The sequence below is a fragment of the Luteococcus japonicus genome, assembly GCF_003752415.1.
GTDB lineage: Bacteria > Actinomycetota > Actinomycetes > Propionibacteriales > Propionibacteriaceae > Luteococcus > Luteococcus japonicus.
In genome coordinates this window covers 473602-499697 of the sequence record NZ_RKHG01000001.1, presented here as the reverse complement: position 1 = coordinate 499697, position 26096 = coordinate 473602, and the positions used below count along the sequence as shown (strand labels likewise).

28 protein-coding genes are annotated in these 26096 nt (G+C 64.1%); 9 read left to right on the top strand and 19 right to left on the bottom strand.

Going from position 1 to position 26096, the window contains the following annotated elements; translation table 11 throughout:
* The first annotated feature begins 229 nt into the window (after positions 1-229).
* Positions 230-1777 carry a malate dehydrogenase (quinone) gene (gene mqo, locus EDD41_RS02410; RefSeq protein WP_245995507.1) on the top strand — a complete coding sequence of 516 codons (1548 nt, stop codon included), beginning with the start codon at positions 230-232 and terminating at the stop codon, positions 1775-1777.
* A 1495-nt stretch (positions 1778-3272) separates the two neighbouring features.
* On the opposite strand, the gene EDD41_RS18060 is transcribed toward mqo, so the two are convergent.
* From EDD41_RS18060 to EDD41_RS02380, 6 genes are all read right to left on the bottom strand, one after another.
* Complete coding sequence (locus EDD41_RS18060) at positions 3273-4184, bottom strand: reverse transcriptase family protein (protein ID WP_425454345.1); 912 nt, start codon at positions 4182-4184, stop codon at positions 3273-3275.
* 410 nt (positions 4185-4594) lie between these two features.
* On the bottom strand, positions 4595-5827 hold the full coding sequence (locus tag EDD41_RS16505; protein WP_148060447.1) for a phosphoribosyltransferase-like protein: 1233 nt from the start codon (positions 5825-5827) through the stop codon (positions 4595-4597).
* 63 nt (positions 5828-5890) lie between these two features.
* Positions 5891-6466, bottom strand: a complete 576-nt coding sequence (locus EDD41_RS02395; protein ID WP_123574824.1) for a recombinase family protein — start codon at positions 6464-6466, stop codon at positions 5891-5893.
* 88 nt (positions 6467-6554) lie between these two features.
* Entirely contained in the window at positions 6555-7373 is an 819-nt protein-coding gene (locus tag EDD41_RS02390; RefSeq protein WP_037161208.1) for an AAA family ATPase, read from the bottom strand.
* Positions 7370-8767 carry a Mu transposase C-terminal domain-containing protein gene (locus EDD41_RS02385; protein ID WP_123574823.1) on the bottom strand — a complete coding sequence of 466 codons (1398 nt, stop codon included), beginning with the start codon at positions 8765-8767 and terminating at the stop codon, positions 7370-7372. The genes EDD41_RS02390 and EDD41_RS02385 overlap by 4 nt, the downstream gene beginning before the upstream one ends.
* A gap of 7 nt (positions 8768-8774) precedes the next feature.
* Positions 8775-9362: a recombinase family protein gene (locus tag EDD41_RS02380; protein WP_425454327.1), complete on the bottom strand. Its 588-nt coding sequence runs from the start codon at positions 9360-9362 to the stop codon at positions 8775-8777.
* Positions 9363-9564: 202 nt separating this feature from the next.
* On the opposite strand from EDD41_RS02380, the gene cmtR reads away from it, so the two are divergent.
* Positions 9565-9924, top strand: a complete 360-nt coding sequence (cmtR, locus tag EDD41_RS02375; protein ID WP_123574821.1) for a Cd(II)/Pb(II)-sensing metalloregulatory transcriptional regulator CmtR — start codon at positions 9565-9567, stop codon at positions 9922-9924.
* The gene (locus EDD41_RS02370) at positions 9921-10523 is read left to right on the top strand and encodes a cadmium resistance transporter (protein ID WP_048695616.1); all 603 of its coding nucleotides are present in this window, start codon (positions 9921-9923) and stop codon (positions 10521-10523) included. The genes cmtR and EDD41_RS02370 overlap by 4 nt, the downstream gene beginning before the upstream one ends.
* A 259-nt stretch (positions 10524-10782) precedes the next feature.
* Here EDD41_RS02370 and EDD41_RS16500 read toward each other — a convergent pair whose 3' ends face one another.
* From EDD41_RS16500 to EDD41_RS02350, 5 genes are all read right to left on the bottom strand, one after another.
* Positions 10783-11172, bottom strand: coding sequence for a hypothetical protein (locus EDD41_RS16500; RefSeq protein ID WP_148060446.1), 390 nt, complete (start codon positions 11170-11172; stop codon positions 10783-10785).
* Positions 11169-11516 (bottom strand): hypothetical protein, encoded by a 348-nt coding sequence (locus tag EDD41_RS16495; RefSeq protein ID WP_148060445.1) that lies wholly within the window; start codon positions 11514-11516, stop codon positions 11169-11171. The genes EDD41_RS16500 and EDD41_RS16495 overlap by 4 nt, the downstream gene beginning before the upstream one ends.
* 211 nt (positions 11517-11727) lie before the next feature.
* On the bottom strand, positions 11728-12363 hold the full coding sequence (locus tag EDD41_RS02360; RefSeq protein WP_123574819.1) for a recombinase family protein: 636 nt from the start codon (positions 12361-12363) through the stop codon (positions 11728-11730).
* A gap of 53 nt (positions 12364-12416) precedes the next feature.
* On the bottom strand, positions 12417-12542 hold the full coding sequence (locus tag EDD41_RS17720; protein WP_256763679.1) for a hypothetical protein: 126 nt from the start codon (positions 12540-12542) through the stop codon (positions 12417-12419).
* Between the two features lie 46 nt (positions 12543-12588).
* A complete protein-coding gene (locus EDD41_RS02350) occupies positions 12589-12963 on the bottom strand; it encodes a PAS domain S-box protein (RefSeq protein ID WP_094765240.1) in 375 nt (124 codons plus the stop codon).
* A gap of 79 nt (positions 12964-13042) precedes the next feature.
* On the opposite strand from EDD41_RS02350, the gene EDD41_RS02345 reads away from it, so the two are divergent.
* The gene (locus EDD41_RS02345) at positions 13043-13885 is read left to right on the top strand and encodes a hypothetical protein (protein WP_123574818.1); all 843 of its coding nucleotides are present in this window, start codon (positions 13043-13045) and stop codon (positions 13883-13885) included.
* 20 nt (positions 13886-13905) lie between these two features.
* The gene (treS, locus tag EDD41_RS02340) at positions 13906-16164 is read left to right on the top strand and encodes a maltose alpha-D-glucosyltransferase (protein WP_245995506.1); all 2259 of its coding nucleotides are present in this window, start codon (positions 13906-13908) and stop codon (positions 16162-16164) included.
* A 35-nt stretch (positions 16165-16199) separates the two neighbouring features.
* Here treS and EDD41_RS02335 read toward each other — a convergent pair whose 3' ends face one another.
* Positions 16200-17048: an ATP-dependent DNA ligase gene (locus EDD41_RS02335; protein ID WP_123574817.1), complete on the bottom strand. Its 849-nt coding sequence runs from the start codon at positions 17046-17048 to the stop codon at positions 16200-16202.
* Positions 17049-17225: 177 nt separating this feature from the next.
* On the opposite strand from EDD41_RS02335, the gene EDD41_RS02330 reads away from it, so the two are divergent.
* Entirely contained in the window at positions 17226-18449 is a 1224-nt protein-coding gene (locus tag EDD41_RS02330) for an IS110 family RNA-guided transposase (protein WP_123576808.1), read from the top strand.
* Here EDD41_RS02330 and EDD41_RS02325 read toward each other — a convergent pair.
* Genes EDD41_RS02325 through EDD41_RS16715 form a run of 4 tightly spaced genes read right to left on the bottom strand, consistent with a single transcriptional unit; the run spans position 18426 to position 19759 of the window.
* Complete coding sequence (locus EDD41_RS02325; RefSeq protein ID WP_123574816.1) at positions 18426-18626, bottom strand: DNA ligase-like domain-containing protein; 201 nt, start codon at positions 18624-18626, stop codon at positions 18426-18428. The genes EDD41_RS02330 and EDD41_RS02325 overlap by 24 nt on opposite strands.
* Before the next feature lie 10 nt (positions 18627-18636).
* The gene (locus tag EDD41_RS02320) at positions 18637-19026 is read right to left on the bottom strand and encodes a hypothetical protein (protein WP_143813975.1); all 390 of its coding nucleotides are present in this window, start codon (positions 19024-19026) and stop codon (positions 18637-18639) included.
* Positions 19013-19552: a MarR family winged helix-turn-helix transcriptional regulator gene (locus tag EDD41_RS02315; protein ID WP_094765244.1), complete on the bottom strand. Its 540-nt coding sequence runs from the start codon at positions 19550-19552 to the stop codon at positions 19013-19015. Before EDD41_RS02315 ends, EDD41_RS02320 begins: the two co-directional genes overlap by 14 nt.
* A 30-nt stretch (positions 19553-19582) precedes the next feature.
* Positions 19583-19759 carry a hypothetical protein gene (locus EDD41_RS16715; protein ID WP_170165200.1) on the bottom strand — a complete coding sequence of 59 codons (177 nt, stop codon included), beginning with the start codon at positions 19757-19759 and terminating at the stop codon, positions 19583-19585.
* A gap of 41 nt (positions 19760-19800) precedes the next feature.
* Here EDD41_RS16715 and EDD41_RS02310 point away from each other — a divergent pair, with 41 nt between their 5' ends.
* Complete coding sequence (locus tag EDD41_RS02310) at positions 19801-21072, top strand: DUF445 domain-containing protein (protein ID WP_211336558.1); 1272 nt, start codon at positions 19801-19803, stop codon at positions 21070-21072.
* A 104-nt stretch (positions 21073-21176) separates the two neighbouring features.
* On the opposite strand, the gene EDD41_RS02305 is transcribed toward EDD41_RS02310, so the two are convergent.
* Positions 21177-21515, bottom strand: coding sequence for an antitoxin (locus EDD41_RS02305; RefSeq protein WP_094765245.1), 339 nt, complete (start codon positions 21513-21515; stop codon positions 21177-21179).
* Between the two features lie 54 nt (positions 21516-21569).
* Positions 21570-22790: a globin domain-containing protein gene (locus tag EDD41_RS02300; RefSeq protein ID WP_123574815.1), complete on the bottom strand. Its 1221-nt coding sequence runs from the start codon at positions 22788-22790 to the stop codon at positions 21570-21572.
* Between the two features lie 207 nt (positions 22791-22997).
* Between EDD41_RS02300 and ppk2 the strand changes: the two genes are divergently transcribed.
* The gene (gene ppk2 / locus EDD41_RS02295; protein WP_094765388.1) at positions 22998-23891 is read left to right on the top strand and encodes a polyphosphate kinase 2; all 894 of its coding nucleotides are present in this window, start codon (positions 22998-23000) and stop codon (positions 23889-23891) included.
* 33 nt (positions 23892-23924) lie between these two features.
* Here the strand turns inward: ppk2 and EDD41_RS02290 are convergent, their stop codons facing one another.
* Positions 23925-25142: a TerC family protein gene (locus EDD41_RS02290; protein WP_123574814.1), complete on the bottom strand. Its 1218-nt coding sequence runs from the start codon at positions 25140-25142 to the stop codon at positions 23925-23927.
* A gap of 213 nt (positions 25143-25355) precedes the next feature.
* Between EDD41_RS02290 and EDD41_RS02285 the strand changes: the two genes are divergently transcribed.
* Complete coding sequence (locus EDD41_RS02285; RefSeq protein ID WP_094765248.1) at positions 25356-26090, top strand: NAD-dependent protein deacylase; 735 nt, start codon at positions 25356-25358, stop codon at positions 26088-26090.
* Positions 26091-26096: the final 6 nt, after the last annotated feature.

Here is a 26096-nt window from a genome sequence, read left to right as displayed (position 1 = left end):
GGGCGGCGGGCTGCCGTTTTGCCGCTGGTTCACCTCTCGGCATGATTTGGCACCGCGGCTGGTGCTGGAGGACGGAACGCAATACGGTGGAGCCCAGCCCTGACCTTGGGCGTTTGCCCGTGCACTGCCGGGGGTCCCTCGCACGAAAGAGCGGGCTCCGACGGCCACGGCGGATGCCTGTTCGGGTCACCAGACAAAACATGTGTGCAAGGACCTGTGAGGAGTAGCCGTGGCACTGGCGAAGCGGAAGCCCAACAAGTGGCCTGTCGAGGCAGAAGAAGTCGACGTCGCACTGATTGGTGGTGGCGTCCTGAGTGCCACCATAGGCCTCATCCTGAATGAGCTGCAGCCAGATTGGAAGATCGTCGGCTACGAGCGCCTGCCCAAGGTTGCCAAGGAGTCCTCGAACCCCTGGAACAACGCCGGCACCGGTCACGCGGGTCTTTGCGAGCTCAACTACACCAAGGAACGTCCCGACGGCACGATGGACAATGCCAAGCCGGTCCAGATCAACGAGCAGTTCCAGCAGACCCGTCAGCTGTGGGCCCACCTGGTGGAGAAGGGGATCCTGGGTCTCCCGGAGACCTTCGTGAACCCGTGCCCGCACATGTCGATCGTCACTGGCGACGACGACGTGGAGTTCCTCCGCAAGCGCTGGGAGTCCCTGCGCACCAATCCGCTCTTCGCGGCCATGGAGTTCAGCGATGACCAGGAGAAGATCCGCGAGTGGGCGCCGATGCTGGTCGATGGCCGGGATCCGCAGGAGCACATCGAGGTCACCTATGACCCCACTGGTACCGACGTCGACTTCGGCTCGATCACCACGCAGATCTTCAACTACCTGGACTTCCACGGCGTCAATGTGGAGACCTCGAAGGAGGTCACGGACCTCAAGCAGAACACCGACGGCACCTGGACCCTGCGAATCGTCGACCGCGGTGAGTTCGGCGGGAAGAAGAGCGGCGAGAAGTTCGTCCGCGCCAAGTTCGTCTTCAACGGCTCCGGTGGTTGGGCGCTGAAGATGCTGCAGAAGGCCGGAATCCCCGAGGTCCAGGGTTACGCGCTCTTCCCCGTGACTGGCGCCTTCATGTCCACCGATGACCCGTCGGTCGTGGAGCAGCACAAGGTCAAGGTCTACGCGAAGCCCCCGGTCGGTGCGCCGCCGATGTCGAACCCGCACATGGATGCGCGCATCATCAACGGCAGCCGCTCGGTGCTCTTCGGCCCCTATGCCGGTATCGACCCGCGCTTCCTGAAGTACGGTTCTGTCCTGGACATGCCGAAGATGATCCGTACGGACAATGTCGGTGCCGTGCTGAACGTCGCGAAGGACAGTATCCCGCTGATCAAGATGCTGGCCACGATGATCTTCATGACGCCCGCGCAGAAGCTGGCCGAGATGCGTGCCTTTGCCCCGAAGGCGAGCATCACTGACTGGCACATGATCAAGGCGGGCCAGCGCGCGCAGATCATCAAGACTGACGCCAAGGGCAAGGGCGGCAGCCTGGAGTTCGGTACCGAAGTGGTCACCTCGGCCGACGGCACCCTGGGCGCCGTGTTGGGCGCGTCGCCGGGCGCTTCGACGGCCGTCCCGATCGTGCTGGACGTGCTGTCTCGTTGCTTCCCGGACAAGATCGGGGAGTGGGAGCCCCGCTTCAAGGAGATGATTCCCTCCTACGGCGAGAAGCTCTCGGACAACCCCGAACGTGCGTATGAGGTCATGGAACATACCGCCAAGGCGCTCAAGCTCGCGGGACCTGCGAAGACCCAAGGCTGACGCACCCATCGGAGAGCGAGGAGGGCGCCACACCATGCGGTGTGGCGCCCATTGTCCTGTCCGGGGGCGCACAAGCCGGGCCCGACAGAGCGACCACCACGCGCGTGATGGGATCGAGCAACGGTGCCCAGACGCGCTTCACTTCCACCGAGCGCCTCTCCAGCTCTTCGGCTAGGTGCTGCACCCCGTTGATGTGGTCACTGTCGAAGTGAGACACCACCAAAAGGTCGATGTTCCGCTCCATCTCGCTCAAGTACAGCACGTGTCCATCAATCGGACGGACCACACTTGAGTCAGGGGTCTTCCCACGTCCCGAGCCGCAGTCGCAGACGACTTCAAAGAGAAGCGGTGGGTTCCTTGTCGGGAACGGCCGTGGGGGAGTACGTGCGCACGGAGTGCGGACCTATCGTAGGCTACGGCCAGACGCTCGATCCTGCCGACTCCAAGTTGTGGTTTGAGGTGGAAGGCCAGAGATTTGGAGTCCCGATCGGTACTGATGCCGAGTCCATCAGGGCGCGCTTTAGCTTGACACGGTCCTGTCCTACGGCGATGGCCACGTCCACGAACATCGATGAGGTCGGCGGCTACTCGTCTGGAAGTGGGGCCTTACGTGCCAAAGGCAGAATGGATCCCCTTCGAGGGGTCTGCCTCGCTAGTGGGGTGGTGGGGATGGGTGTTAGCCGATCCAGGTCCAGGCGGGCCAAAGCATCGAGCGGTTGCCGGGCTGTCGGTTCGCCTGTCTGAAACGGCATGTTCAGTGTCAACGGACATCAAGTGTCCGGCGCCACGGAACATGTCATGGGGCCGAGACGGTGACTAGGGGTTTGACACGAACGTGGCAGACGAGCAGTACGAATCCGTGACACGGATCATGTCACATCCGGATCGCTGCCTAGAGGCGATCAGGGGTTAGTTGCCTCAATAGAAGCGAGTGGCTGGTCGCGGAACTGTGGAAGGGGCGCTGTGTGCGGATAGCCCCTCTCCTTACACCCGTGGGTGGGCGACTGTCAGCTACGTTCTCAAGCGCTAACCAGCCGGCATCTCCAGGTGCTACTCTCCAAGTGTCGGTCGCGTCACGGATCCCAGTGTCGGTGTGTTCGATCAACACCCGGTTATTTCGGGAATCACGTGTCTAGTCGTGCTCGCAGCGGTTTGTCTGCTAAGCGAGAGGCCTCCGAGGTCTTTTGGGAAGGAGACGCCTATGCAGTGTGGCGAAGTATGTGTAACGAGTAACGGCTCAACGAGTCCTCGCAGATTTTACCAGTTCGTATTGGAGACAGTATGGACGGGCGCTGTGAGTGCGATGGTCGGGCACTGGGTTCCCTGATCTGACCGGCGCCGGCGGGTTGGCTCAACGTCACCACGCGCCGCGCGGGGCTGCAACAGGAATCTCATGTTGCCGCTAAGAACAACTGCGTGTCAAAACCGATCGATCTCGGAGAAGGACACGCGGAATGTCTGAAACGCCATGTTCAGGAGAAATCAGACGAAGAGTCTAAGTTGCAGACTGGATACCAGATTTTGACAGTGCCTCCTTCCATTTGGTGTTTCGTACCTCTGTCCAACCAGGCTCGATTCCATGGCTGTAGGCCAAGCAGCCATCAACATGATTCACCATCTCAAAAATTGACATGAATCCGCGCTCTTCTGCATGTTTTGAAGCGCCGAATTTTGCGACGCAACGAATGTGGTTGTCCACGCGTCGCTTAAATTCTGGCAATAGGCGAACGCTGGACTCATCGACCAAGAGCCCTAATATGACTTTTCGGGATCCTGGCGAGAGGATGCGCGTCTTTCGGCGGTGGACAGAAAATCCCTGCAAGGCACACAGTTCCGTGACATTCGACACAAAGCCATGTAAGTGTGATCTGTCGACATCTTGAGCCCACGAGAAGGCTAGGTCGTCCGAGTAGCGCGTGTAGATCCCTCCGGACGAAGCAGCGAGAGAAGCTAACTTGCGATCAAGCGGTCTAGCGGCTTCATTTGCAAGCGCGCCGCTGGTGGGAGCGCCTTGCGGTAGCATGCCCACGGAACCACATGCGTAGCCCGGGATACGTGGGTATCGGTCCACGTATTCACGTGCCCCTCGTCTTGGGGACCTGTCCCGAGTGCAAATACGGGCCATTTCAAAAGCCATCAGAGAGGCGTATCCCCTTTTGATGAAAGTTCTGTACGCAGATCTCTCGTCGACTGATGAAAAGAAGTCTCGCAAATCCATCTTGATTACCCATCTAGCACCTACATGACGCTTGGCGCAGTCGAGCACCGATAAATTTTTGGTGTATGCAAAGCTAGAGGGATTTGGATCCAGGTTCCTTAGCGCTCGGTAAAGGATGACTTGCTGCACCGCTTTTAGTTCTTGATTGGGGGCCGAAATAGGGCGGATCTTCCCTGAGGGCTTTCTCATGGTGATCGATTGGTACGGATCGACCTTGCGGCAGACGACGTCATGCAGAAATTGATAGTCGACGTTTGATAGCCTCGCCAGGTGACCGAGAGAAAAGATTGGCACGGCACCCCTCAGTGCCGTGGTGTGAGCTCGCGAGAGAGTTGCTTCAACGGCCGCGTTGGACCTACCCGCGGCGAGCGCCGCCTTTCGGTAGAGATGAGGAGCATCTATAGACATGAACCTACCCAATATTTTGACGAAGTCCCCTCGGTTGCGGGCTCCTGCACCCGGAAAGGCACACGCCACCGGGGGTGGGAGGTCGCAACTCAGGCGTAGCGGAAGCTCGTGCGGAGGCGGGACTTTAGAAGTCCAACCCGAGATCCGACCACCGCGATGGGTGGCAATCTAGGCGCACCTACGGATGCTCCTCATCCGAGTTCAGGATAGTACGGATGCTCGGTCTTTGGAAGCATGGGTGGTCGAGCCGTGCGCTTCTTTGCTCGAAGCAGCTCGCGTCGGCCACTCTCCGTGATGCGCAGGTTGTCGTCCACCAGGCTTAGGCCACGAAGGACTTGGGTTAACTCGTGGACCCTGGATTCAGACAGAGATCTATTTTGTGAGACAATCGCTTGGGTTGGCAAGCGTAACTCGTAGGCGCTCAGGCAGAATAGGAGTTTTTGAGCAAAGGTATCGTCCTTCGCCAACTTGCGGCCTCTAAAATTGTGGTTCAAAATTCCATCGTGCTCTACCTTTTGTTTTAGGACTTCCGACTGTTCAATTGGGATTTGTCGACCACCTTCCCCTATACCAAATGACTTCCAGCCACCACCCGTCTTCCGGAGAATATAGGGCGTGTTATTTGGGATTCTATACTCTGTCGTGAACATTCCTCGACTTTCGGCGTAGCCTAGTGCTTGGCTGCGATTCTTCCGGCCAGCCTTGCGAATGCAAAGGTTCTCGATTTCTGCTTTGGTTTTCGAATCCCATCCGCAGGTATTCAGAGTTCGAGCCTCCATGACTCGACTTTGAGTCTGGATCAATTTGTTCCGCGAGAGTGAATCGATCGATGCTGGAGATTCTGCGTAGCACAGGGAGTGAAAGCGGACCCAACCGAATGAATGCCAGCTGCGGAAAGTGGTGTTGCGTGCGAATGTTGCAAGCATTCGTGACACCTGGGATCCCGAGCCCGAGTAGTCGGTGAGCAGCACACAACTCCGCACTCGTCGCCTGCGAACCTCATCAATGCTGGATGACGGGGCAACCCAACGGCTAGGATCCTCGTTTGTCAAATCTCGGATGATGTTTCCTAGAATCCCTTCACTGCCCGGCGTGCCAGCGATGAATTTTCCTACATGAAAGTCTTGATAGGCAATCAGGGATTGCCTCAAGTTATCCCCGCGTTGTCTCCGGCTTTCGCCGGCTCGGGTAAGAGAGTATGGTGCCAAGTCAAGGATATCCTCGATCGCGACCACTGGTATTAGCAGCGTAGGACCCTTGTAGTTGGAATCACTCAATGCGCGTCTTAAGCCTGCTTGGATCTCTTCCGTGGTAGCCATCTGCAAAGAGTCAAGGAGCATCTCCGCAAGCGTTTTGTCTTGTTCGTCGAAGTTTTCAAGCCATTGCTGGCCGCGGGGTGTCAAGCTGGGGAGCTGGAGAGGCATGTCTAAAGATCCTCTACTTACTGGTTGGGTCGGGCGTGGCGTGGGTGTACTGTCGCCGTTCTGTTATGGATGCTTCTTGAGCGCTCGATAGAGGGTCGATCTATTTACTCCGAACTCGCGGGCGATACGTGTCTTGGGGATTCCTTGCGCGTTCAGTTCTTTTGCGCTTTCGATCTGCGCCGGACTGAGGGACTGAGCTCGCCCCTTATAGCGTCCGTTCGCCTTCGCAATGGCGATCCCCTCCGCCTGACGTTCTCGGATGAGGTTACGCTGGAACTCGGCGAAGGCTCCAAGGATCTGCAAAAGCAAGCGGCTCATGGAATCATCAGTCGAGGGGGAGTAGGTCTGCCCCTCCTTTACAAACTGCACCGACGCACCCTTCTGAAGGATCTCGTCGACGATCTGCTGCAAGTCGACGAGGGAGCGGGCGAGCCGGTCCATCGAAGCAACGCGCACTGTGTCGCCGTCGCGGATGTAACGCAGGCACTCGGCAAGGCCGACCCGTGCCGATCGCGATCCACCGCTGACCTTGTCCTGGAAGAAGCGGTCCACCTCTCCGATGCTCTCAAGCTGACGCGCCAGATTCTGTTGCTCGCTCGAGACGCGAACGTAACCGACCACCTGTCCCTGTGGCGCCATGTCTAGACCTCCGAACAGAAGTGTTGCACTGCATGTTTGTGACTTCGTCTGCTGAATGGCGGGGTTCTTCGGTCGCTTCGTGGCGGGGTCAGGTGACACCGATGACCAGGGTGCTCTGTGCGGCTTCGATGACGTCGTTGGTGATGGTGTCGAGTTCGTTGATCTTCAGGACCCGCTGGATCTGGGGGAAGAGGCGTTCGAGGAGCCGGAAGTTGCCGCGGGTGATCCGTGCGATGGCTGCGATGGCTTGGGCATCGGTGAAGTCGTCGGGGTCGAGGGTCTTGCCGAGGGATCGCCAGTGTCGCTCGAGGACGAACAGCAGTTCGTCTTGTCCCAGGGGCCGGTACTGGTGGGCGAAGCCGACTCGGCTGTAGAACTGGGGGTAGTGGCTGAACTGCTTCTCCAGGCCGGGCATGCCGATCAGGATCAGGGCGATGTCGTCGCGGTCGTAGCGATCGCGCAGCAGTTCCAGAGCGGCGGGACGCAGTCGTTCGGCCTCGTCGACGATGATCAGCTCCACGTAGTTCCTGCCGTGTCGCCATCCCCAGGCCTCGGGAGTGGCCGTGCCGGGAGGTACGAGGTGCTGCTCGATGCACATGTTGGTGCGGGTGATGGCTTGGGTCAGCTCGTCCTTCAGGGTCCGCGGGGTGGTCAGCACGCTGGGGGTGTAGAGCACGGTGCGGCTCCGGTTCAAGGCGGCGTAGATCTTGGCGTCGTTGTCGGAGCGCGGCCCCCAGTAGGTCAGCAGGTCATGAGCCTTCTCGTAGTGTGCGTAGCGGCGCGCGGAGAGTGTCTTTCCTACGCCGGCTGATCCGAAGCACAAACCGATGGTGTGCCCGCGGCGCACGGCGTCGGCGAACTCGGTGAAGCGGCGGTGCTCCTTGGTGACGATGAAGCGCTGGCTCACCTGAGGTCCTCCTTGTAGATCTTCAACGCCGACCTCGGCGCCGGAGCCGGTGCTTCGGTGATCCGTGGCGTCTCGGTAGGTGCGGCCACGAGGGCGATGCGTTCGTTGATGCCGGCTCGCAGCGCCCGGCGGCGGGCGTTGCGCGCGGCCTGGATCTCCTTGAGGCTGACCTTCTGGTCGTGGTGCTCTTGGTTGACGGCCTTGCAGACGAATTCGTCGTGATCGAAGACGCGGATCTCGGTGATGTCGCGGGGGTCGTAGCGGATCACGACCGAGCGTCCGACGTAGCCGGCCAGAGTTGGCGAGACGTAGCGCAGGCCCTGGAAGCGGATGCCATCGCGGCGCACGACGCGGGTCTTGGCGACGGTCAACAGCAGTCTGTCGAGGTCTTCCAGGCTCTCGGGCATTCGGGGCAGCCAGCCATCGGCGATCCACGCGCTGCGCGGGGAGGTTCCGAGCTCGCTGTGCGTGCGGTCGTTGTAGGTGGCCACGAACGCCTCCAGGGCGCTATCGAGGGCGGCCAGGGACAGTTTCGGTGTCGGCCAGGGGTGCCCTTCGGTGATGTGTCCGGGCAGGGTGGCGAGTAGCTCGGTGTTGATGGTGCCGAAGAACCGCTCGATCTTGCCCCGTCCCTGGGGTCGGGCGACGGTGGAGTGGATCAGTCGGATGTGGAGGTCGACGGCGGTGTGGGCGAGCTTGTCACTGGTGAAGTCGCTGCCGTGGTCGACGTAGAGCACGTCGGGCAGGCCGCACATCGGCCAGGCCGGGTCGGTCTTGTGCCAGATCGCTTGGCGCAGCGCCAGGGCGGTGCTCATCGCCGACGGTGCGCCCAGGAAGACTGTGTAGCCGCAGACCGCCCGGGAGCAGTCGTCGAGGATCGTTGTCAGCCATGGCCGTGCGGGCTTGCCGTCGGTGCCCACCACCAGGATGTCGAGCATGGTGTGATCGGATTGCCACATCGCGTTGGGCAGCTCTGCTTGCCGGCGTAGCACCAGCTCGTGCTTGTCGCGGTAGGACGCTGCGCCCTCCAGGGCGAGGGTGACCATGCCGGGATCCAGGGTCCGCACGATGTCCCAGACCACCGAGTAGGAGGGGACCGGCCATCTCCGGGCGGCGCAGATGCCGGTGACTTTGCGGTGGATGGTGGCGATGGCCGGCCGCGGCTTGCTCAGTGCCAGGCCCTCGATCAGGTGGACGAGGTCGGGCGGAAGGCGGCGGGAGCCGGTGTCCGCTCGCGAGGCTGTCTCCAGTCCGGCGTAGCCGTCGGCGCGGTAGCGGGCGTGCCAGCGCTCCAGGGTCCGCAGCCCAACATCGGTCTCGCGAGCTAAGCGCGCGAGGGGCACCTGGTCCTCGACGTGGAGCCTGAGGATTCGCCACCGCGCTCGAGCGTCCACGACGCACCTACTGCAAGGCGTTCTCGCGCCCGCGCTCGGCGCGCTGAAGGGCGCGGTAGACCGTGGAGCGGCCCACGCTGAACAGCTCGGCCAGCTCGCCCACGGTGTGCTCGTCGGCGGCATGTAGCTGGACGAGGTGAGCTTCTTGCCGGGGGGTGAGTTTCGGTGACTTCCCGCGCAGCCGGCCCTTGGCCTTGGCGACCTTCATCCCCTCGCGGGTGCGGGCACGGATGAGGTCGGCTTCGAATTCGGCGACCATCGCCAGCACGTTGAACAACAGTTTCCCCATCGGGTCGGTCGGGTCGTACACCGATCCGGCGATGCTCAGCTTCACTTCCCGCGCCGCGAGGTCGTCGGCGATCTGGTGGGCATCACGGACCGAACGCGCCAGCCGATCGAGCTTGGGGACCACGAATGTATCGCCGTCCCGACACGCTGCCAGCGCCTGCCGCAGTCCCTCACGGTCGGCGTTGCGGCCCGTGAGCCCGTGATCGACGTAGATGCGCTTGGGATCGACGCCGAACGCCGCGAGTCCGTCACGCTGCGCGGTCAGGTCCTGCTCGTCGGTGGAGACTCGGGCATAGCCGACCTTCAAGGGGGACATGCTCCCCAGTGTGTCATATAGCCTCCCTTCACCGGACAGTTCACCGGACGGGTCTTACGGGACAGCCCGCCAGGCGTGCCGTCGTTCCTCTCGATAAGTAGCGGTGGTCTCCGGTGAGGGTTCCCCTTACGGGCATGCGATCTGGGCTGACGCCTGTGACCGAGTGTTCAGTGCGCGCTGTATAGTTCAGTCCATGCTGACTATTGCTTCGCGTCTCGACGTGATGAACCGCCTGGGTCGTGCACTGGCCGACCCCACTCGATCCCGGATCATCTTGACCCTGCTCGACCATCCCGCTTACCCGGCGGAACTGGCCCGAGATCTGGACCTGACACGCCCGAACGTGTCCAACCACCTGGCATGCCTGCGCGATTGCGGGATCGTCGTCTCCGAGCCCGAGGGTCCTCGGACACGATATGAGATCGCCGATTCGCACCTGGCGCAGGCGCTGACGGCACTGGTCGATGCCACCCTGGCAGTGGACGAAGACGCCCCGTGCATCGATCCCGCCTGCTCGCTTCCCGGATGCGACGCAGCTGGGGAGGGCGCATGATCCTCACCTCGGTCTTGCAGGCGATGGGCCTGTTCGCAGCGACCAACATCGACGACATCATCGTGCTCTCCCTCTTCTTCGCGCGAGGGGCAGGCCAGCGCGGCACTACCGCCCGCATTCTGGCCGGCCAGTACCTCGGATTCGCCGGCATCCTCGGTGCCGCGGTCCTGGTGACTATCGGTGCCGGAGCATTCCTGCCCTCGGCAGCCATCCCGTACTTCGGTCTCATCCCTCTGGGCCTCGGCCTCTGGGCCGCATGGCAGGCCTGGCGCGGAGACGATGACGACGATGACGACGAGGTCAAGGTTGCCGGCAAGAAGGTCGGCGTGTGGACAGTCGCAGGCGTCACCCTTGCCAACGGCGGCGACAACATCGGCGTCTACACCCCTGTCTTCCTCAGCGTGGAACCTCTCGCAGTAGTCGCCTACTGCATCATCTTCCTCGCGCTCGTCGCGGTCCTGGTGGCCCTGGCAAAGTTCGTCGCCACCCGCCCCCCGATCGCCGAAGTGCTCGAACGCTGGGAGCACATCCTCTTCCCCATCGTTCTCATCGGCCTCGGCATCGTGATCCTCGTCAGCGGCGGAGCCTTCGGACTCTGACGTAGCGGCAGCGATCCAAACGGCCCCGACCGGGCGCACCCCTCTCGGTTCAGACCGCGACACCTACCTGCAGCCAGTCCTGCGTGATCGCGGCAACAAGACCGCCACGGAGCGCTGCAAAAACCCCGCCACCAAGCGAACGAAGCCACAGCATGTTCCAGCGCCCTATAGCGACACGCGTGGCGGGATGCGCCTCATGTTGCAATGGGGTGTACCCCATTGCAACACCCTTCACGCTCCAGTATTGAGTCTCTTCGGCTCATGTCTGGGGTGTGGACTTGAGTTGGGTGCAGTCAGGGCGAGCTGTGGTCGGACCAGCGGTACTCGGTCCTAGTCCGCGGGGGCCACCAGTTCCATTGGCGGGTTGGAGCTCGGCGAGGCGAGTGCTGGCCAAGTCCTCGTAGTAGATGTCGCGCTCGCGCCAGTCGCGCCACTCTGGATGGGGCGCAGGTTGGATTCGCGCACCGGCCGCGAACTTCGGTTCAGTGGCGGCCAAGCCGAGGTCCGCTTGCGCCATACCTACGTAATTGTCGCGTGCCAGCGAGACCGCATCGCGCTCGGGGCGGCTGGCCCGACTCCAGTTGGGAATGAAGTTGTTCTGGACTTGCTGCTGGCGATACAGGCTCTCGTCCAGGTTGAGTTGGTTCATCGCTGCCTTCGCTTACTCCTCGAGGAGGTGGGCCAAGAGATCCGGAAGGGGTTGTGAATGAATTGCGTATATTTGTTCGAATAGTCGAGCGAAATGAGCATGTCGACTTCGCTGAGGGTTGAGAAGGGCACGCTGCGGCGCACGGACGCCAACCACCAGTAGCCGGAGTAGCCACGCCGGCCGCTGTACGCCGGCGCCTTTGTGATCGGGGTGAGGCTTGCCAGATCGGTATGAGCAAGTTCTGATGCGGCCTGTTCGGTGGCGTGTTGGCCGTCCAGGCAGAACTTCACTCGGATTTCTGCGGCGTCGATTGCCGAGGTGCTCACACCTTCTGACGTCGCCATACGGGAAGCCTAGGTGGCTGCGGACATCTATGTGTCAAAACTGCTGAAGACCGGAGAAGGACACTATGAATGTCACAGTAGACATGTTCAATGTCAACGGACATCAAGTGCCGCCGGGCGGTGGGCAACTCGTGGAGATATGACCGATAAGCGACATTATGACAATATGGCATGAGGAAGGCTCTCCCCTCGGGTCTACTGGTCCTCGTATCTACTGGTCCTCGTATGACTTCAGGACTGCCGACACAGTCGACGCATGCCACCGTGCGCCACCCTGTGCCGTCGGGACTCCTTCGGCGTTGAGCTGCTCCGCGATTGCTCGCAGTGACTTCTTGTGCGCGCGCTGCTGCTTGATTCGCTCCACCACGCCCGCATCCACATTGCGCGGTCTGCCCAGGCTGCCACCCTGGGATCTGCGGTGTGCCAGCGCCTCTCGGGTTCGCTGGCTGATCAGATCGCGTTCGTACTGGGCGGCACAGGCCAGGATCGACGTCGTGAAACGGCCCGCTGGCTCCGTGGTGTCGATTCCTGGCGACAGCAGCACCAGTTCCCATTGATTGGCCTGCGCACGGGCCAGGATGGCGCCGAGGCCCGCCACTGAGCGGGTCAGGCGGTCGAGACGGGTTACCATCAAGACGTCATGTGATCCATCATCGAGGCTTGCCAGAGCAGCTTTGAGCGACTTTTGATCCCCTCCCGCGGCGGAAATTCCCGCGTCGGAGACGATCTCGATCTCCCAGCCGCGACGTCGTGCATCGCGCAGCAGTGCGTCGGTCTGTACCTCCAGGCTGGTGCCCTCAGTGGCCTGTTCGCTGGTGGAGACGCGAATGTAACCCAGTGCTCGCACGGTGATCCTTCTGTCGGGGGCTGCTCTCCCCCGCAGCGTACAACAAACGGTCCCTACTTGTACAGCAAAGGATTGTTGTCCTGGGCCGCGATGGCGCCCAGCAGGAATCCTCGCTGTGCGGCAGTTGCCGTCAACTCACCCGCATCGATGAGCGCCACGACCTCGCGTATCGCAGCCATGGCAACGGCCGTTTCGCTCCGCCGCTCCCCCGGCGTCGGTTCGGCCTCAGGCATCCCTGACCCATTCCCGGGCCACGGCCACCGAACCCAGCGCTTGACCCTCGGCATCGGTCACCACGGCGAATGTCATGGTGACGTAGACCGTGGAGCCATCTGGCCTGAGCGCCTTCGTGCGTCGAGCCCGGCCGTCAGAGGCCAGGTGTCCGCTGTCCATGGCGGCCTTGAATCCCTTGTCATGCGGGGCACGCAGCCGCTCGGGGATCATCGCGGTGAGCGGCTCCCCCAGCATGTCCGCTCCCTTGTGTCCGAAGAGCTCCTCGGCCTTGCGGTTCCATGCACGGACCAGGCCCTCGCGGTCGATGACGACGATGGCATCGCCCGCCTGGTCGACGGTGCGGGACAGCAGTTCTGCGTGCTCCATGGGCCCAAGCTACTTCGTGCCGGTCCAGCCGGTCCAGCGACCGTCCGGGGAAGCTTGCCGCATCTGGGAGAATGTCGGGGTGAGCGGATACTTCTCCAAGGGCAATGACCTGCGGGACCACTGGTTCAAGGCTGGACGCACAGAGGTGGGCACCACCCTGCTAGTCGTCGGCGCCGTGCTGATCTCCTGGATCGTCGACGTGCTGGTGACGATGTCCACCGGCGGCACTGGTCTGGCGGAACTGTTCATGTTCACTCCCCATCAGGTGCTGAACGGTGAGGTCTGGCGGGTGGTGAGCTGGCCGCTGGCCAACCAGATCAGCATCTGGGACGTGCTCAACCTGTTCTTCTTCTACATCTTCGGCACCGAACTGGAGGTGCAGATCGGCAAGGCGCGGATGGCCCGCCTGCTGGTCGGGATCTGGGCAGCCCTGACCGTGGCCGCCACCATCGTCGGGCTCGGCCTCAACTCGTGGGCTGCCTTGGCCGGGATCGGCATGGTGCAGTTCATCGTGTTGCTGCTCTGGATTGCCGAATACCCCAGGCGACCCTTCTTCTTCGGCATCCCGGCATGGTTGATCGGCGCCGTCCTGGTGGGGGTGCAGGCACTCCAGATGCTGGCCGGGCGCAACGTCTTCGGGCTGCTGGAGATGGCCTTGGCCTTCGTGCTCGTCGCCCTGATCGCCCGTCGCCTCGGCCTCCTGCGAGACTACGACTGGATCCCCCGCCTGGCCTCGGCCTCTCGTCCCGCCAAGCCGGGCAGACCCACTCGCGCGGCCAAGGAACAGGCCAAGCGTCAGGCGTCGCGTGCCAAGGATGATGCCCGCCTCGACGAGCTGCTGGATCTGATCAGTGAGAAGGGTATGGAGTCGCTGAGTGCGGCCCAGCATCGGGAACTGATGAAGCTCCGCAACCGTCGCTGAGACCCACTAGATTGTGGTGGGTGAGCACTCCCAAGAACACCACTCCCGAGCCCCTGCAGGGCGATGACGTCAACGCCGAGGGCGTTCCGCTCGAGGAGATCCTGCCCGAGATCAGCTTCGAGCAGCAGCGCTTCGCCGCACGGCCCCCGATGGTGCGGCCCCGGGCCACGCGACACCGGGGTGGGCGCGATGCCAGTCCGCTGACGCCTCCCTTCGAGGCCGACGGGCGCAACCATGCCTATGTCGAGTGGCTGGAGGGCCAGTCCATGCTGCACGACGCCACGACCGTGGCGCGTCAGCTGGCCGGCAGCCACCAGATGTGGGCAAATCCATTCGCGGCCCCGGACCCGCGTGCCGCGCTCCAGACCGCATCGGTCTGGTTCACGGCCTATCCGCTCAGCATGATCAACGAGCCCGGCCAGTCCTTCCTGGGTGCGCTGGGCTCGGAGGCTCTCTGGGAGGCCTTCGAGCAGGTGGGGATCGACGCGGTCCACACGGGTCCCGTGAAGCTGGCCGGTGGAGTGACAGGCTGGAAGCCCACACCCAGCGTCGACGGTCACTTCGACCGGATCAGCATGGCGATGGACCCGGTCTTCGGTACCGAGGCGGAGTTCCGCGAGATGTGCGAGAACGCCTCCAAGCACGGCGGCACCATCATTGATGACATCATTCCCGCCCACACCGGCAAGGGTGCGGACTTCCGCCTGGCGACGCTGAACTACCGGGACTACCCAGGCATCTACCACATGATCGACATCCCCGAACATGCCTGGCACCTGCTCCCCGAGGTTCCCGTCGGTGAGGACTCCGTCAACCTTGACCCGATGCACGAGCGTGCCTTGGCCGAGGCCGGCTTCATCATCGGCGAGATGCAGCGAGTCATCTTCTACGAGCCCGGCGTCAAGGAGACCAACTGGTCCTGCACCCCGGAGGTCTACGACCACAAGGGCGTGAAGCGTCGCTGGGTCTACCTGCACTACTTCAAGGAGGGCCAGCCGTCCATCAACTGGCTCGACCCGACCTTCGCCGGCATGCGCCTGGTGATGGGCGATGCCCTGCACTCCCTGCTGGATCTTGGTTCCGGTGGTCTGCGACTGGATGCCAATGGCTTCCTCGGCGTCGAGAAGTCCACCGACCAGGCCGCTGCCTGGTCCGAGGGACACCCGCTGAGCCAGGCCGCGAACCAGCTGATCGGCTCCATGGTGCGCAAGGTGGGTGGTTTCACCTTCCAGGAGATGAACCTGGGCATGGACGACATTCGCAACACCTCCGCGGTGGGCCCAGACCTCAGCTACGACTTCGTGACCCGGCCCGCATACCAGTACGCCATGGCCACCGGTGACAGCGAGTTCCTTCGCCTCACCCTGCGCGAGGCCGCGGCGACCGGCATCGACCAGGCCTCCCTGGTACATGCCCTGCAGAACCATGACGAGCTGACCTACGAGCTGGTCCACTTCGCCAACAACCACAAGGACGAGACCTACCACCTTGACGGCAAGGACTGGACCGGTGCGGACATGAGCGAGCACATCCGCGAGACGATGCGCCAGAAGCTCACCGGCAATGCCGGCCCCTACAACGCCGTCTTCACCCAGAACGGCATCGCCTGCACCACGGCCTCCATCATCACGGCCACGCTCGGCATCACCGACTTCGACGAGATCACCGACGCCGACGTCAAGCGGATCATGCAGGCTCACCTGCTGCTGTGCATGTACAACGCCTGGCAGCCGGGCGTCTTCGCGCTGTCCGGCTGGGACCTCGTCGGGGCCCTTCCCGTGCCGCGGGAGCAGGTCAAGCAGCTGGTCAGCACCGGTGACACCCGCTGGCTGGAGCGTGGAGCCTATGACCTGCTGGGCAGCAACCCGGAGGCGGAGTCCTCCTCATCGGGAATGCCGCGCGCCCGGTGCCTGTATGGATCGCTCCCGGAGCAGCTGGGCAATCAGAACTCCTTTGCCTCGCGGCTCGCGCAGATCCTCAAGATCCGCAAGCGCAATGGCATTGCGTCGGCCGCACTGGTCGACGTTCCGGAGGTGGCGCACAAGTCCCTGCTGGTCCTGGTGAACAAGCTGGAGATCGGTGCCACCCAGGTGACCGTGCTGAACTTCGGGGCCGAGAAGATCCAGGGGCGGGTCCAGTCGCACAAGATCCCCGCAGGCCGCGTCTTCGACCTGTCCGCCCGTCGCAAGGTGGACAATGTCGATGACCTGGGCGGCTTCCACGTCTCTCTGCCCCCCTTCGGTGGCATGGCGCTGATCGTGCGCGAGCCAACTGCCTGAGTCCGGACACCGATGTTCGTGCGGGGCGGGGACCCTCAGCCCTCGCCTCGCACGATGTTCATCGGGTCGAGGTCGTCGCGCCATCCGCGCCATACCGGGTGACGCAACCTGCCCGCCGCGGTCCACATCGAGTGCGAGACCTCGGCCGCCAGCCCAGGACGGACCCATGTGAGACCGCGTGACTCCGCGGGCCGGACACCCACGACGCCGGGATTGTGGTCCACCTCGCACAAGGCCAGCCGTTCCCGTGCCTCCTGCTGTGCGGCGACGCTGAAACCACTGCCCGCGCTGCCGACGCAGTGCAGCACGCCTGACTCGTCAGGCACAGCCAGTAGCACCGAGCCGAGGCCGTGACTGCGGTTTCCGCTGCCACGACTCCAACCGACCACCACGACCTCCTGTGTGAAGACATTCTTGATCTTGACCCAGTCCTCGCTGCGGCGCCCCGGCTGGTAGGTGCTGCCCACCCGCTTGGCCACCAGCCCCTCCAACCGCAGCTGCCCGCTCGCGGTCAGGGCGAGTTCCCGCTCGGGGCCGAAGGTCTCGGGCACATGGACATGGGCGGTGCCCCTCCCAACCAGGGCGAGGAGCAGTTCGCGGCGCTGCAGGTAGGGCATGCGGAGCAGATCGTGACCGTCCAGGTGGAGCAGGTCGAAGAGCATCAGGTGTGCCCCCGAGGAACCCGCCCGTCCGTGGTTCTGCAGGAGTTCGAAGTCAGAACGTCCGTCGGCTGTCAGCGCGACGATCTCCCCGTCGAGGACGACATCCTGCCCCTGCAGAAGCTCCTGCACCTCCCGCAGCTCGGGATAGGACGGCGCCAGGTCCAGCCCCGTTACCTTGCTGGTGACCCCGTAGGGCGGGGTTACGGTCGCCGGGCCCGGCATGACTTACTGCCCCTGTCTTTGATGATCCGGGGGGTGTTGTCACCGGGCCTGGTGGCGCCAGCCGACCGCTGATAGGGACACGGCCCAGCATTGAGGTCTCTTCGTAACGTGGGTGCCGGCAGCTGACGCATCACCAACCACGACGACCGTCGCTTCGATGCAAGGATGGTGGGCGTCATGAATCAGGACAGCGGTTTCGACATCTGGTGCGGGCTCGACGTGGGCAAACAAGCCCACCACGCCTGCGCCCTCGATGCTGCCGGCAAACGTGTCTTCGACAAGCCCCTGCCCCAGGACCAGAAGCGACTCGAGGAACTGTTCGACAAGCTCCAATCCCATGGGCGGGTGCTGGTTGTCGTTGACCAGCCGAACACGATCGGTGCGCTGCCGATCGCTGTCGCCCGGTCGATGGGCATCCAGGTTGCCTACCTGCCCGGGTTGGCGATGCGCCGCGCCGCCGATCTCTATCCGGGAAACGCGAAGACTGACGCCCGGGATGCGTTCATCATCGCGGATGCCGCGAGGACGATGCCCCACACGCTGCGCCGGGTCGATGCCGGCGAGGAAACCCTCGCCGAGTTGAAGGTGTTGGTCGGGTTCGATGAGGACCTCGCAGCCGAGGCGACCCGGTTGTCGAACCGCATCCGCGGCCTGCTCACCCAGATCCATCCCGCCTTGGAGCGCGTTGTCGGACCCAGGTTGACCACCAAACAGGGCTTGGCCGTTGTCGAGCAACTCGGCGGCCCCCAGGGCATGGCAGCAGCGTCGAAATCGAAGCTGCTCAGGGTGATCACGAAGGCCTATCCGCGCAACGCGCAGGACTTCGCCGACGCCATCACCCAAGCTCTTACGGAGCAGACCGTCACCGTTGCGGGCACGGCAGCGGCCGAGCAGGTCCTGCCCAAGCTGGCCGCGTCGCTGCGCGCCACCTTGGATCAGCGCGCCGAGCTGGCTGTCCAGGTCGAGAAAGTGGTTGATGCTCACCCTCTTGCCGAGGTCCTGACCTCGATGCCAGGCGTCGGGGTCAGGACCGCAGCACGGATCCTGCTCGACGTCGGCGATGCCTCACAGTTCCCGACCGCCGGGCACTTGGCGGCCTACGCCGGCCTCGCACCGGTCACTCGCCGTTCCGGCACCAGCATCCGCGGGGAGTTCCCCGCCCGCTCCGGGAACAAGCACCTCAAACGAGCCCTGTTCCTGTCCGCCTTCGCGGCACTGAAGGACCCGACCAGTCGGGCCTACTACGACCGCAAGCGAGCGCAGGGCAAGAAACACAACGCCGCCCTCATCTGCCTGTCCCGCCGACGCTGTGATGTCCTGTTCGCGATGATCAAGAACCGGGAGCCCTACCGGGCACCCGCCCCAACACCAGAGCCATCACCTATGCCCCTCGCCGCTTGACGAGGAACATAGGTCCAGCCCCCCGCGGGAGCGGAGTCGCAGGCTGTGGTCGGATGTCTGGTGGACGAGGGCGCGGTAGCCGTCCCACTTCACCTCGAAGTGCCACTGGCCCTCATCCGGACCCAGCGCCTCCATGCTCCCCATGGTGGCCAGCATCGGCTGCCAGGCGTCGGTCATGGCCGTCGGACTAGGTGGCGCCCATGCCGGCCAGCAGCATCACAGCCAGCACCGGCGTGCACGCGGCAAGCGCAATTGCCCAGACCCCGCGATTGAAGCCGTCGGGACGACGCACCAGACGGACGCCGGCCACCAGGCCCACCAGTGCCAGAAGGGCAGCCAGGGCCAGGCCCCACGTGCCGAACTGCATCCACTGCATCGGGCCTTGGGTCTGGGGCGTGTCGGGCACCTGGTCGAGGGGCGGCACCTCACCTGGCAGCCGGGCAAGCGCCAGATAGCCACGGAAGAGGATCCCGCAGGCGGCGGCCGTCGCGATCACCGCGAAGGCGGAGACCACCACGGCCCATGTGCCGGACGTGGTCCCGTCCGCCTCCGGACCGACCACTTCACTGCTTGCCACTCTCATCCTCCTGTGCCTTGTCATTCTCGTCGTTGGACTCGACATGCCACATCTCCCGCGGGGTGAAGCCGAGATTGCGGGTGATCACTGCCAGCGTGTCTCCCAGCTCGTGGATCTGTTCTTCCGGCATGTCGGTGAACAGCAGGCGTCGCACCAGTTCGACGTGGGCTGCCGCCGCCGCCTCCTGCTCGGTCAGGCCACGGTCCGTGGCGATGACCCAGGCGCCCCGGCCGTCGCCGTCGACCCTCTCCCGGCAGACCAGGCCCCGAGCGCCCATCCGTGCCACATGGTGTGACGTGCGGCTGCGTTCCCAGCCCAGCGCCTCGGCCAGTTCACCGATCCGCAATCGATTCCCTTTGCTCTCGCGCAGATGTACCAGGACGTCGAAGTCCTGGAACGACAGCCCCGCATCCGCCTGGAGCTGGCGATTGAGGTCGCTGGGCAGCTGGCTCATCACCACCAACAACAGACGCCAGGCCCGCTGTTGATCAACGGTGAGCCATTGCTTGTCAAAGGGCTGGGGCATGCGGGCAAGACTACTCGAGCCGTCGCGTGCTCAGCGTCGGCCGACGAGCACAAGGGTGGACACGACGCCCACCAGGACGCCGGAGATGAAGGCCGGCATCATGTAGCGGATGCGCCAGCGCACCACGTTGTAGCCCTGCGCGGCGAACCAGAACAGGACCAGCGCGAGGACGAGGGCGACGAGGGCAGCCAGTGGGGAGGACTTCACCGCACCAGCATGCCAGCCCGGACCTGCGAGCAGTTGGAGGCATGGGCCAGACTGGACGGGTGAGCATGATGATGGACGCACCCGGTGACGCCGAACGACGCGCAGACCTGCGGAAGATGCGCGCGCTTGCCACCGGCCTGTTGGTCCTGGCCGCGGTCCTGTACCTGGTGACGCTGCGCGACGTGCGCAGCGGCTGGATGGGTTGGGTGAACGCCGGGAGCGAGGCGGCCATGGTGGGCGCGCTCGCCGACTGGTTCGCCGTGACCGCGATCTTCCGTCACCCCCTCGGGATCCCGGTCCCCCACACGGCCTTGGTGAAGCGGCGCAAGAATGAGCTGGGACGCAGCCTGCAACAGTTCGTCACCAATAACTTCCTGACCGCCGACATCTTCCGCGAGCGCGTCCGCGACGCGCAGGTGGCCCAGCGGGTGGCCAACTGGCTGCAGTCCCCCGCCAACCGACGTCGCGCGCTGGGCCAGGTGGTGCGTGGGTTGCGTGCCTTGTTGGACAGGGTCCGCCCTCAGGACGTGGAGGGCCTGGTCACCGAGACAGTCCTCCCCCGGCTGCGGCAGCAACAGATGAGCCCACTGGCCGGCGACCTGCTGGCGGACGTCGTGCGGGATGGTTCCCACCAGCAGCTGGTCGACGTGCTGGCCAAGGAGCTGCACGGCTGGCTCGAGCGCAATCCGGATGCAGCCCGCCACGTGATCGGCGAACGGGCGCCGGCATGGAGCCCTCGTTGGATCGACAAGCAGGTGTCAGGCTTCGGATACCAACAGGCCCTCGAATGGTCGATGGCCGTGCGCACGCAGCCTGGGCATCCCTTCCGCAAGGCCGTCGACACCTATCTGGCCAAACTGGCCGACGACCTGCGCCACGATCCGGCCATCATGGCGAAGGCCGAGCACATCAAGGAGCGGCTGCTGGACAACCCCTCGGTGGGGCCGGCCGTGGTGGAGCTCTGGGAGAGCGTGCGGGAGTCCATCGCCGTCGCTCTGGACGACGACGCCTCGGGGCTGTGGCAGCGCGCCGACCAGTGGCTGGCTGATGCCGCGGAGCACCTGGCCGGCGATGACCAGATGCGGTCCCGGCTCGATGGCCGGGTGGTCGATGCGGTGGGCTTCCTGGTGGACACCTACGGGGAGGAATTGGCGACCGTCATCTCGTCCACCGTGGACCGGTGGGATGCCGATGAGGCCTCGGAGCGGATCGAGCTCTTCGTCGGACGGGATCTGCAATTCATCCGGATCAACGGCACCGTGGTGGGTTGCCTGGCTGGTCTGGTGATCCATGCCGTCAGCCAGCTGGTGTGAGACGAGGCGGCCGGGACCTCATAGGGACCCGGCCACCTCGGCCATTGTGTTGGTGCAGCAGGCGTGGTGCAGCAGGCGTGGTGCAGCAGGTGTGGTGCGGCAGGTCAGGCCTGTGTCGCCTGCTGGTCGGCGGTCTGGGCGCTGCCTGCCTCCTCGGTGGACGCGGGTGCCTGCGTGTGCTCGGTGGGGGCGGGAGCCTGCGCTTCCTGCGCCGGGGCTTGAGGGGTCGGCTCCGACGGCTGTTCCGGAGCGGGGGCGCTCGGCTCGGGCAGCCCCAGGCGGCCCTCGACGGCATTGCCCGCCTGGTCCACCTGCTGGCTGTACTTGCCGCCCGTGCGCGCGTCGATCTGGTCCTCCACCGCGTCGATGGCCTTGCGGACCTCGTCCTGGTGCTCCTTGGCCAGTGCCTCGGCCTTGTTCACGATGGCATTGATGTCAACCACTGGGATTCCTTTCGTCGGGCGGCACGGCCGCCGCTGCCCGAAGCCTAGGGCGTTTCAGGCGGGCAGCAGCCAGTCATTGGGCGAGAACAGCTCGAAGTGGACGGACTCCGCGGGAACTTCCCGCTCGGCCAACTGGGAGCGCATGGCCTGCAGGAAGCCATTGGAACCGCAGAGGTAGTAGCTGGCGCCCTCGGGCAGTTCGACGCGCTCCAGGTTCATCCGCCCGCTGGTGGAGCCCAGCGTCGAACCGTGGGTGAACCACGGGTGGAAGGTGCCCCCTGCCTGCTCGGTTGCCTGGGAGAGCTCCTCGACGAGGGCGGCGTCATTGGCGTCGTGGTCCGCGTGCAGCACCACGAGTTCCCGCTTGCCCGGCCGTGTCGCGAGGTGACGGGCCATGCCCAGCATGGGTGTGGCGCCGATCCCTGCGCTGATCAGCACGACCGGGTTGGTGCCCTCGTCGAGCACGAGGTCTCCGGTGGGCAGGCTGACCTCGAGCTCGTCGCCGGCGTGCAGGCCGGCGATGATCGAGCCGGACACCTCGCCGTCGGGGGACCCCTGTCCGAGGGTCTTCTTGACGGTGATCTGCCAGGTCCCGTCACCACCGGCATTGCACAGGCTGTACTGGCGTAGCTGCCCGGCGCCGTCGGCCAGGGTTCGGCGCACGGAGATGTACTGGCCGGGCGCGAAGCCGTTGAGCGACCGGTCCCCGTCGCGGGCCACGAGCTCGAAGCTGGCGGTGTCGCTGGACAGGTCGGTGCGACGAGCGACGGTGACGGTGTGGAAGACCTTGCCGTCGGGGACGCCGAGTTCCGCATAGCGCTTCTTCTCGAAGCGGACCAAGGTGCGGGCCATGATCCAGTAGACCTCATCCCAGGCCTCGGCCACGTCGGCGGTGACGACGTCCGCACCGAGGACCTCGACGATGGCGGCGAACAGGTTGTCGTGGACGATCTGGTACTGGTCCTCGGTGATGCCGAGGCTGACGTGCTTGTGTCCGATGCGGCTGAGCAGGTCATCCAGGTTCGGCCTGGCCGGGTCCACCAGCATCATCGCGAAATGGGCGACAGAGGCGGCCAGGGCCTTCTGCTGGGCTCCCTGCTTCTGGTTGGCGCGATTGAAGGTGTCGCGCAGGAGCTCGGGGTGGGCATCGAACATGCGCTGGTAGAAGATGGGGGTGATCTCGTCGATCTTGGATCCCACCAGCGGCAGCGTCGCCTTGATGGTCTGTGTGTGGGCGGCGCTGAGTTGCTCGTCGACGGGGACGTGCTGGGCCATGGTTCCTCCTGTGGGTCGGTACTCCCCCACAATATTCCCCGATGGAAACCGTGCAAATTATCCGTTCTGGTTGGACGGCAGGTGTACACGGGGCGAACTCTGCGAACGAGCTCCCCTCTTCGGCGTCGGAGCTGCGGCCTGTCTCCCTAGGATGGTGCGGGCGTTCTGGACCACTGAGGGGCAAGTGTGAGCATCGAGTTCGAAGACATGAGCAACATGGACTTTCGCGAGTACATCGACCGGCTGCGCGAGAGCGGCTACAGCGTGCTCCCAGACGTTGCGGGCTCGGACCCGGACCTGATCGATCCCGGCGGCTCGGCGGTCGAGACCTGGCGTGAGGACTACCCCTATGACGAGCGCATGGAGCGCGACGAGTACGAGCAGGAGAAGTACGCCCTGCAGGTGGAGCTGCTGAAGTTCCAGTACTGGACCCAGGAGACCGGTGCCCGGCACATCATCGTCTTCGAGGGCCGGGACGCGGCAGGCAAGGGCGGCACCATCAAGCGCTTCGAGGAGCACCTGAACCCGCGCCACCTGCGCACCGTCGCCCTGAACAAGCCGACCAGCACCGAGCAGGGCCAGTGGTACTTCCAGCGCTATGTGCAGCACTTCCCCACCGCCGGGGACATCACGCTCTTTGACCGCTCCTGGTACAACAGGGCCGGCGTGGAGCGTGTGATGGGCTTCTGCGCGGAGGACGACTACCAGCAGTTCCTGCGCCAGGCGCCGATGCTGGAGCAGATGATCACCGATTCGGGCACGTCCTTGACCAAGTTCTGGTTCTCCGTGACGCAGGGTGAGCAGCGCACCCGCTTCGCCATCCGCCAGATCGACCCGGTTCGCCAGTGGAAGCTCTCCCCGATGGACATCGAGAGCCTCGACAAATGGCAGGAGTACGGGGCCGCCAAGGATGCCATGTTCGCGGCCACCGACACCGACACCGCGCCGTGGTGGAGCATCAAGAGCAATGACAAGAAGCGAGCCCGGATCAATGCGATGCGCTTCTTCCTGAACCAGTTCGACTACGAGGGCAAGGACAGCTCGGTGGTGCATGAGCCCGATCCGCTGATCGTCACCCGTGGAAGGGACACCCTGGGCTGACCGCCCTCGCGACGGCCAGCCCGGGGTCTTCGTTCAGGTCAGGACGCTGCGGGTCCCGTGCCCCTCACGCACCCTTTGCTGGTGCAACTCGTCGGCCCGCGCGAAGAGTTCCGTCAGCTCCCGCTGGTCTCGGATGTCGTCGCGGTAACGGGTCGGCAGCAGCTCGATCTGCGCGCGCTCCCGGGTGAGCCGGGCGTAGATGCGTTCCCGCTCGGTCTGGTCGCTCTCCCACTCCAGGTCCACATAGGTCTGGGCGTGGGTACGGGCATTGTTGACCGCGGTCTGCGCCTTGCCCTTGGGAGAGACGAGCGAGGCGATGATCGTGAGGGCGAGGACCCCGAGGATCACGCTGAGGCTCAATCCGGTGCTGATCTCCACCACTTTGACGTGCTGGCCGTCGTTGATGAAGCCGAGCGTGTTCTCGTGTAGTGCGTGCAGGATGAGCTTGACGCCGATGAAGCCCAGGATCGCCGCGAGGCCGTAGGACAGGTAGATCAGGCGGTCCAGCAGGCCGTCGATCAGGAAGAAGAGCTGGCGCAGCCCCAGCAGGCTGAAGGCGGTCGCGGTGAAGACGATGAAGGTGGACTGCGTCAGACCGAAGATGGCCGGAATGGAGTCCAGCGCGAACAGGATGTCCGTGCCACCAATGGCTGCCATCACCAGCAGCATCGGGGTCATCACCTTCTTGCCGTCGACCATGGTGAACAGCTTGTCGCCGTCATAGTGCTCGCTGGTCTTGAACAGTCGACGGGCGATGCGGATCATGAAGTTGTCCGCGCCATGGTCATCCGAGGTGTCCTCGGGCTTGAGCATGTTGCCTGCCGTGACCAGCAGGATCAGGCCGAAGATGTAGAAGACCCAGGCGAAGGAGTTGATCAGTGCGGCTCCCACGAAGATGAAGCCGGTACGGGCGATCAGGCTGACCACGATGCCGAAGAGGAGGACCTTCTGCTGGTCCGCACGAGGCACCTTGAAACTGGTCATGATGATGAGGAAGACGAACAGGTTGTCGACGCTGAGCGCCTTCTCCGTGATGTAGCCGGCGAAGTACTCGGTGCCCATCTGGTTGCCTGCCAGGGCCCAGATCCCCAGGCCGAAGATGATGGCGATACCCACGTAGATGGCGGACCAGATTGCCGCCTCCCGCAGCGTCGGGATGTGGGCCTGGCGGACGTGGAAGACGAAGTCGAACAGCAGAAGTCCGATGATGAAGGTGACGGTCAGGCCCCAGACCAGCGGGGAAACGTGCACGGGAAACTCCCAGAGGATCGCTTTCCGGGCCCGCGACGCGGATGCGTTGCGGGCTGGTGCGGCTCGGTGTCTTGCACCGAGACGAGACCATCTGGTCGTTCGCCTCAGGAGGGCCGACGAGAGCGATGCCCAGCCGTCGACCTGATGAATTCTAGAGAGTCGATGTGTGATTTGTCACATTGGTTCTGTCGGTGCCGGTGGAAGACTGGGCCCATGGACGAACTGGCTGAGGTACTGGCAGGGACGGCTTCGACGGTCTTCTTCGGTGGCGCCGGGATCTCCACCGAGAGCGGGATCCCAGACTTCCGCTCCTCCGCGGGGCTCTATGTCAGTGCCACGCCCGACGCTCCCCCACCCGAGTACTTGCTCAGCCACAGCTGCCTGGTGCAGGATCCAGAGGCCTTCTTCGACTTCCACCGCACGAGCCTGCTGCACCCCGAAGCCCGCCCCAATCGCGCCCACACGGCGCTCGCACGTCTGGAGGAGGCCGGGAAGCTGGCGGCCGTCATCACCCAGAACATCGACGGACTGCACCAGGCCGCCGGTTCGCGACGAGTGCTCGAACTGCACGGCTCTGCGCACCGCAACCACTGCGTGGACTGCGGCGCCCCGCAGGACATGGCCTGGATGGTGACTAGCACCGGGGTGCCGGCCTGCCCCGCGTGCGGCGGCATGGTCCGGCCCGACGTCGTCCTCTACGAGGAGGCCCTCGACTCTCGGGTGATGGACGAGGCCATCGAGGCAATCCTGGGCTGTGACGTCATCATCGTCGGCGGCACGTCGCTCAACGTCCATCCCGCCGCCGGACTGCTCCGCTTCTTCCGAGGCCGGCAGCTGGTCCTCGTCAACCGCGATGCGACCCCCTACGACGACCAGGCGACGCTGGTCATCCACGACAGCCTCGGCGAGGTGCTCGGCAGCGCTGTGGATGCGGTGCTGCCGAGCTGAGTCGAG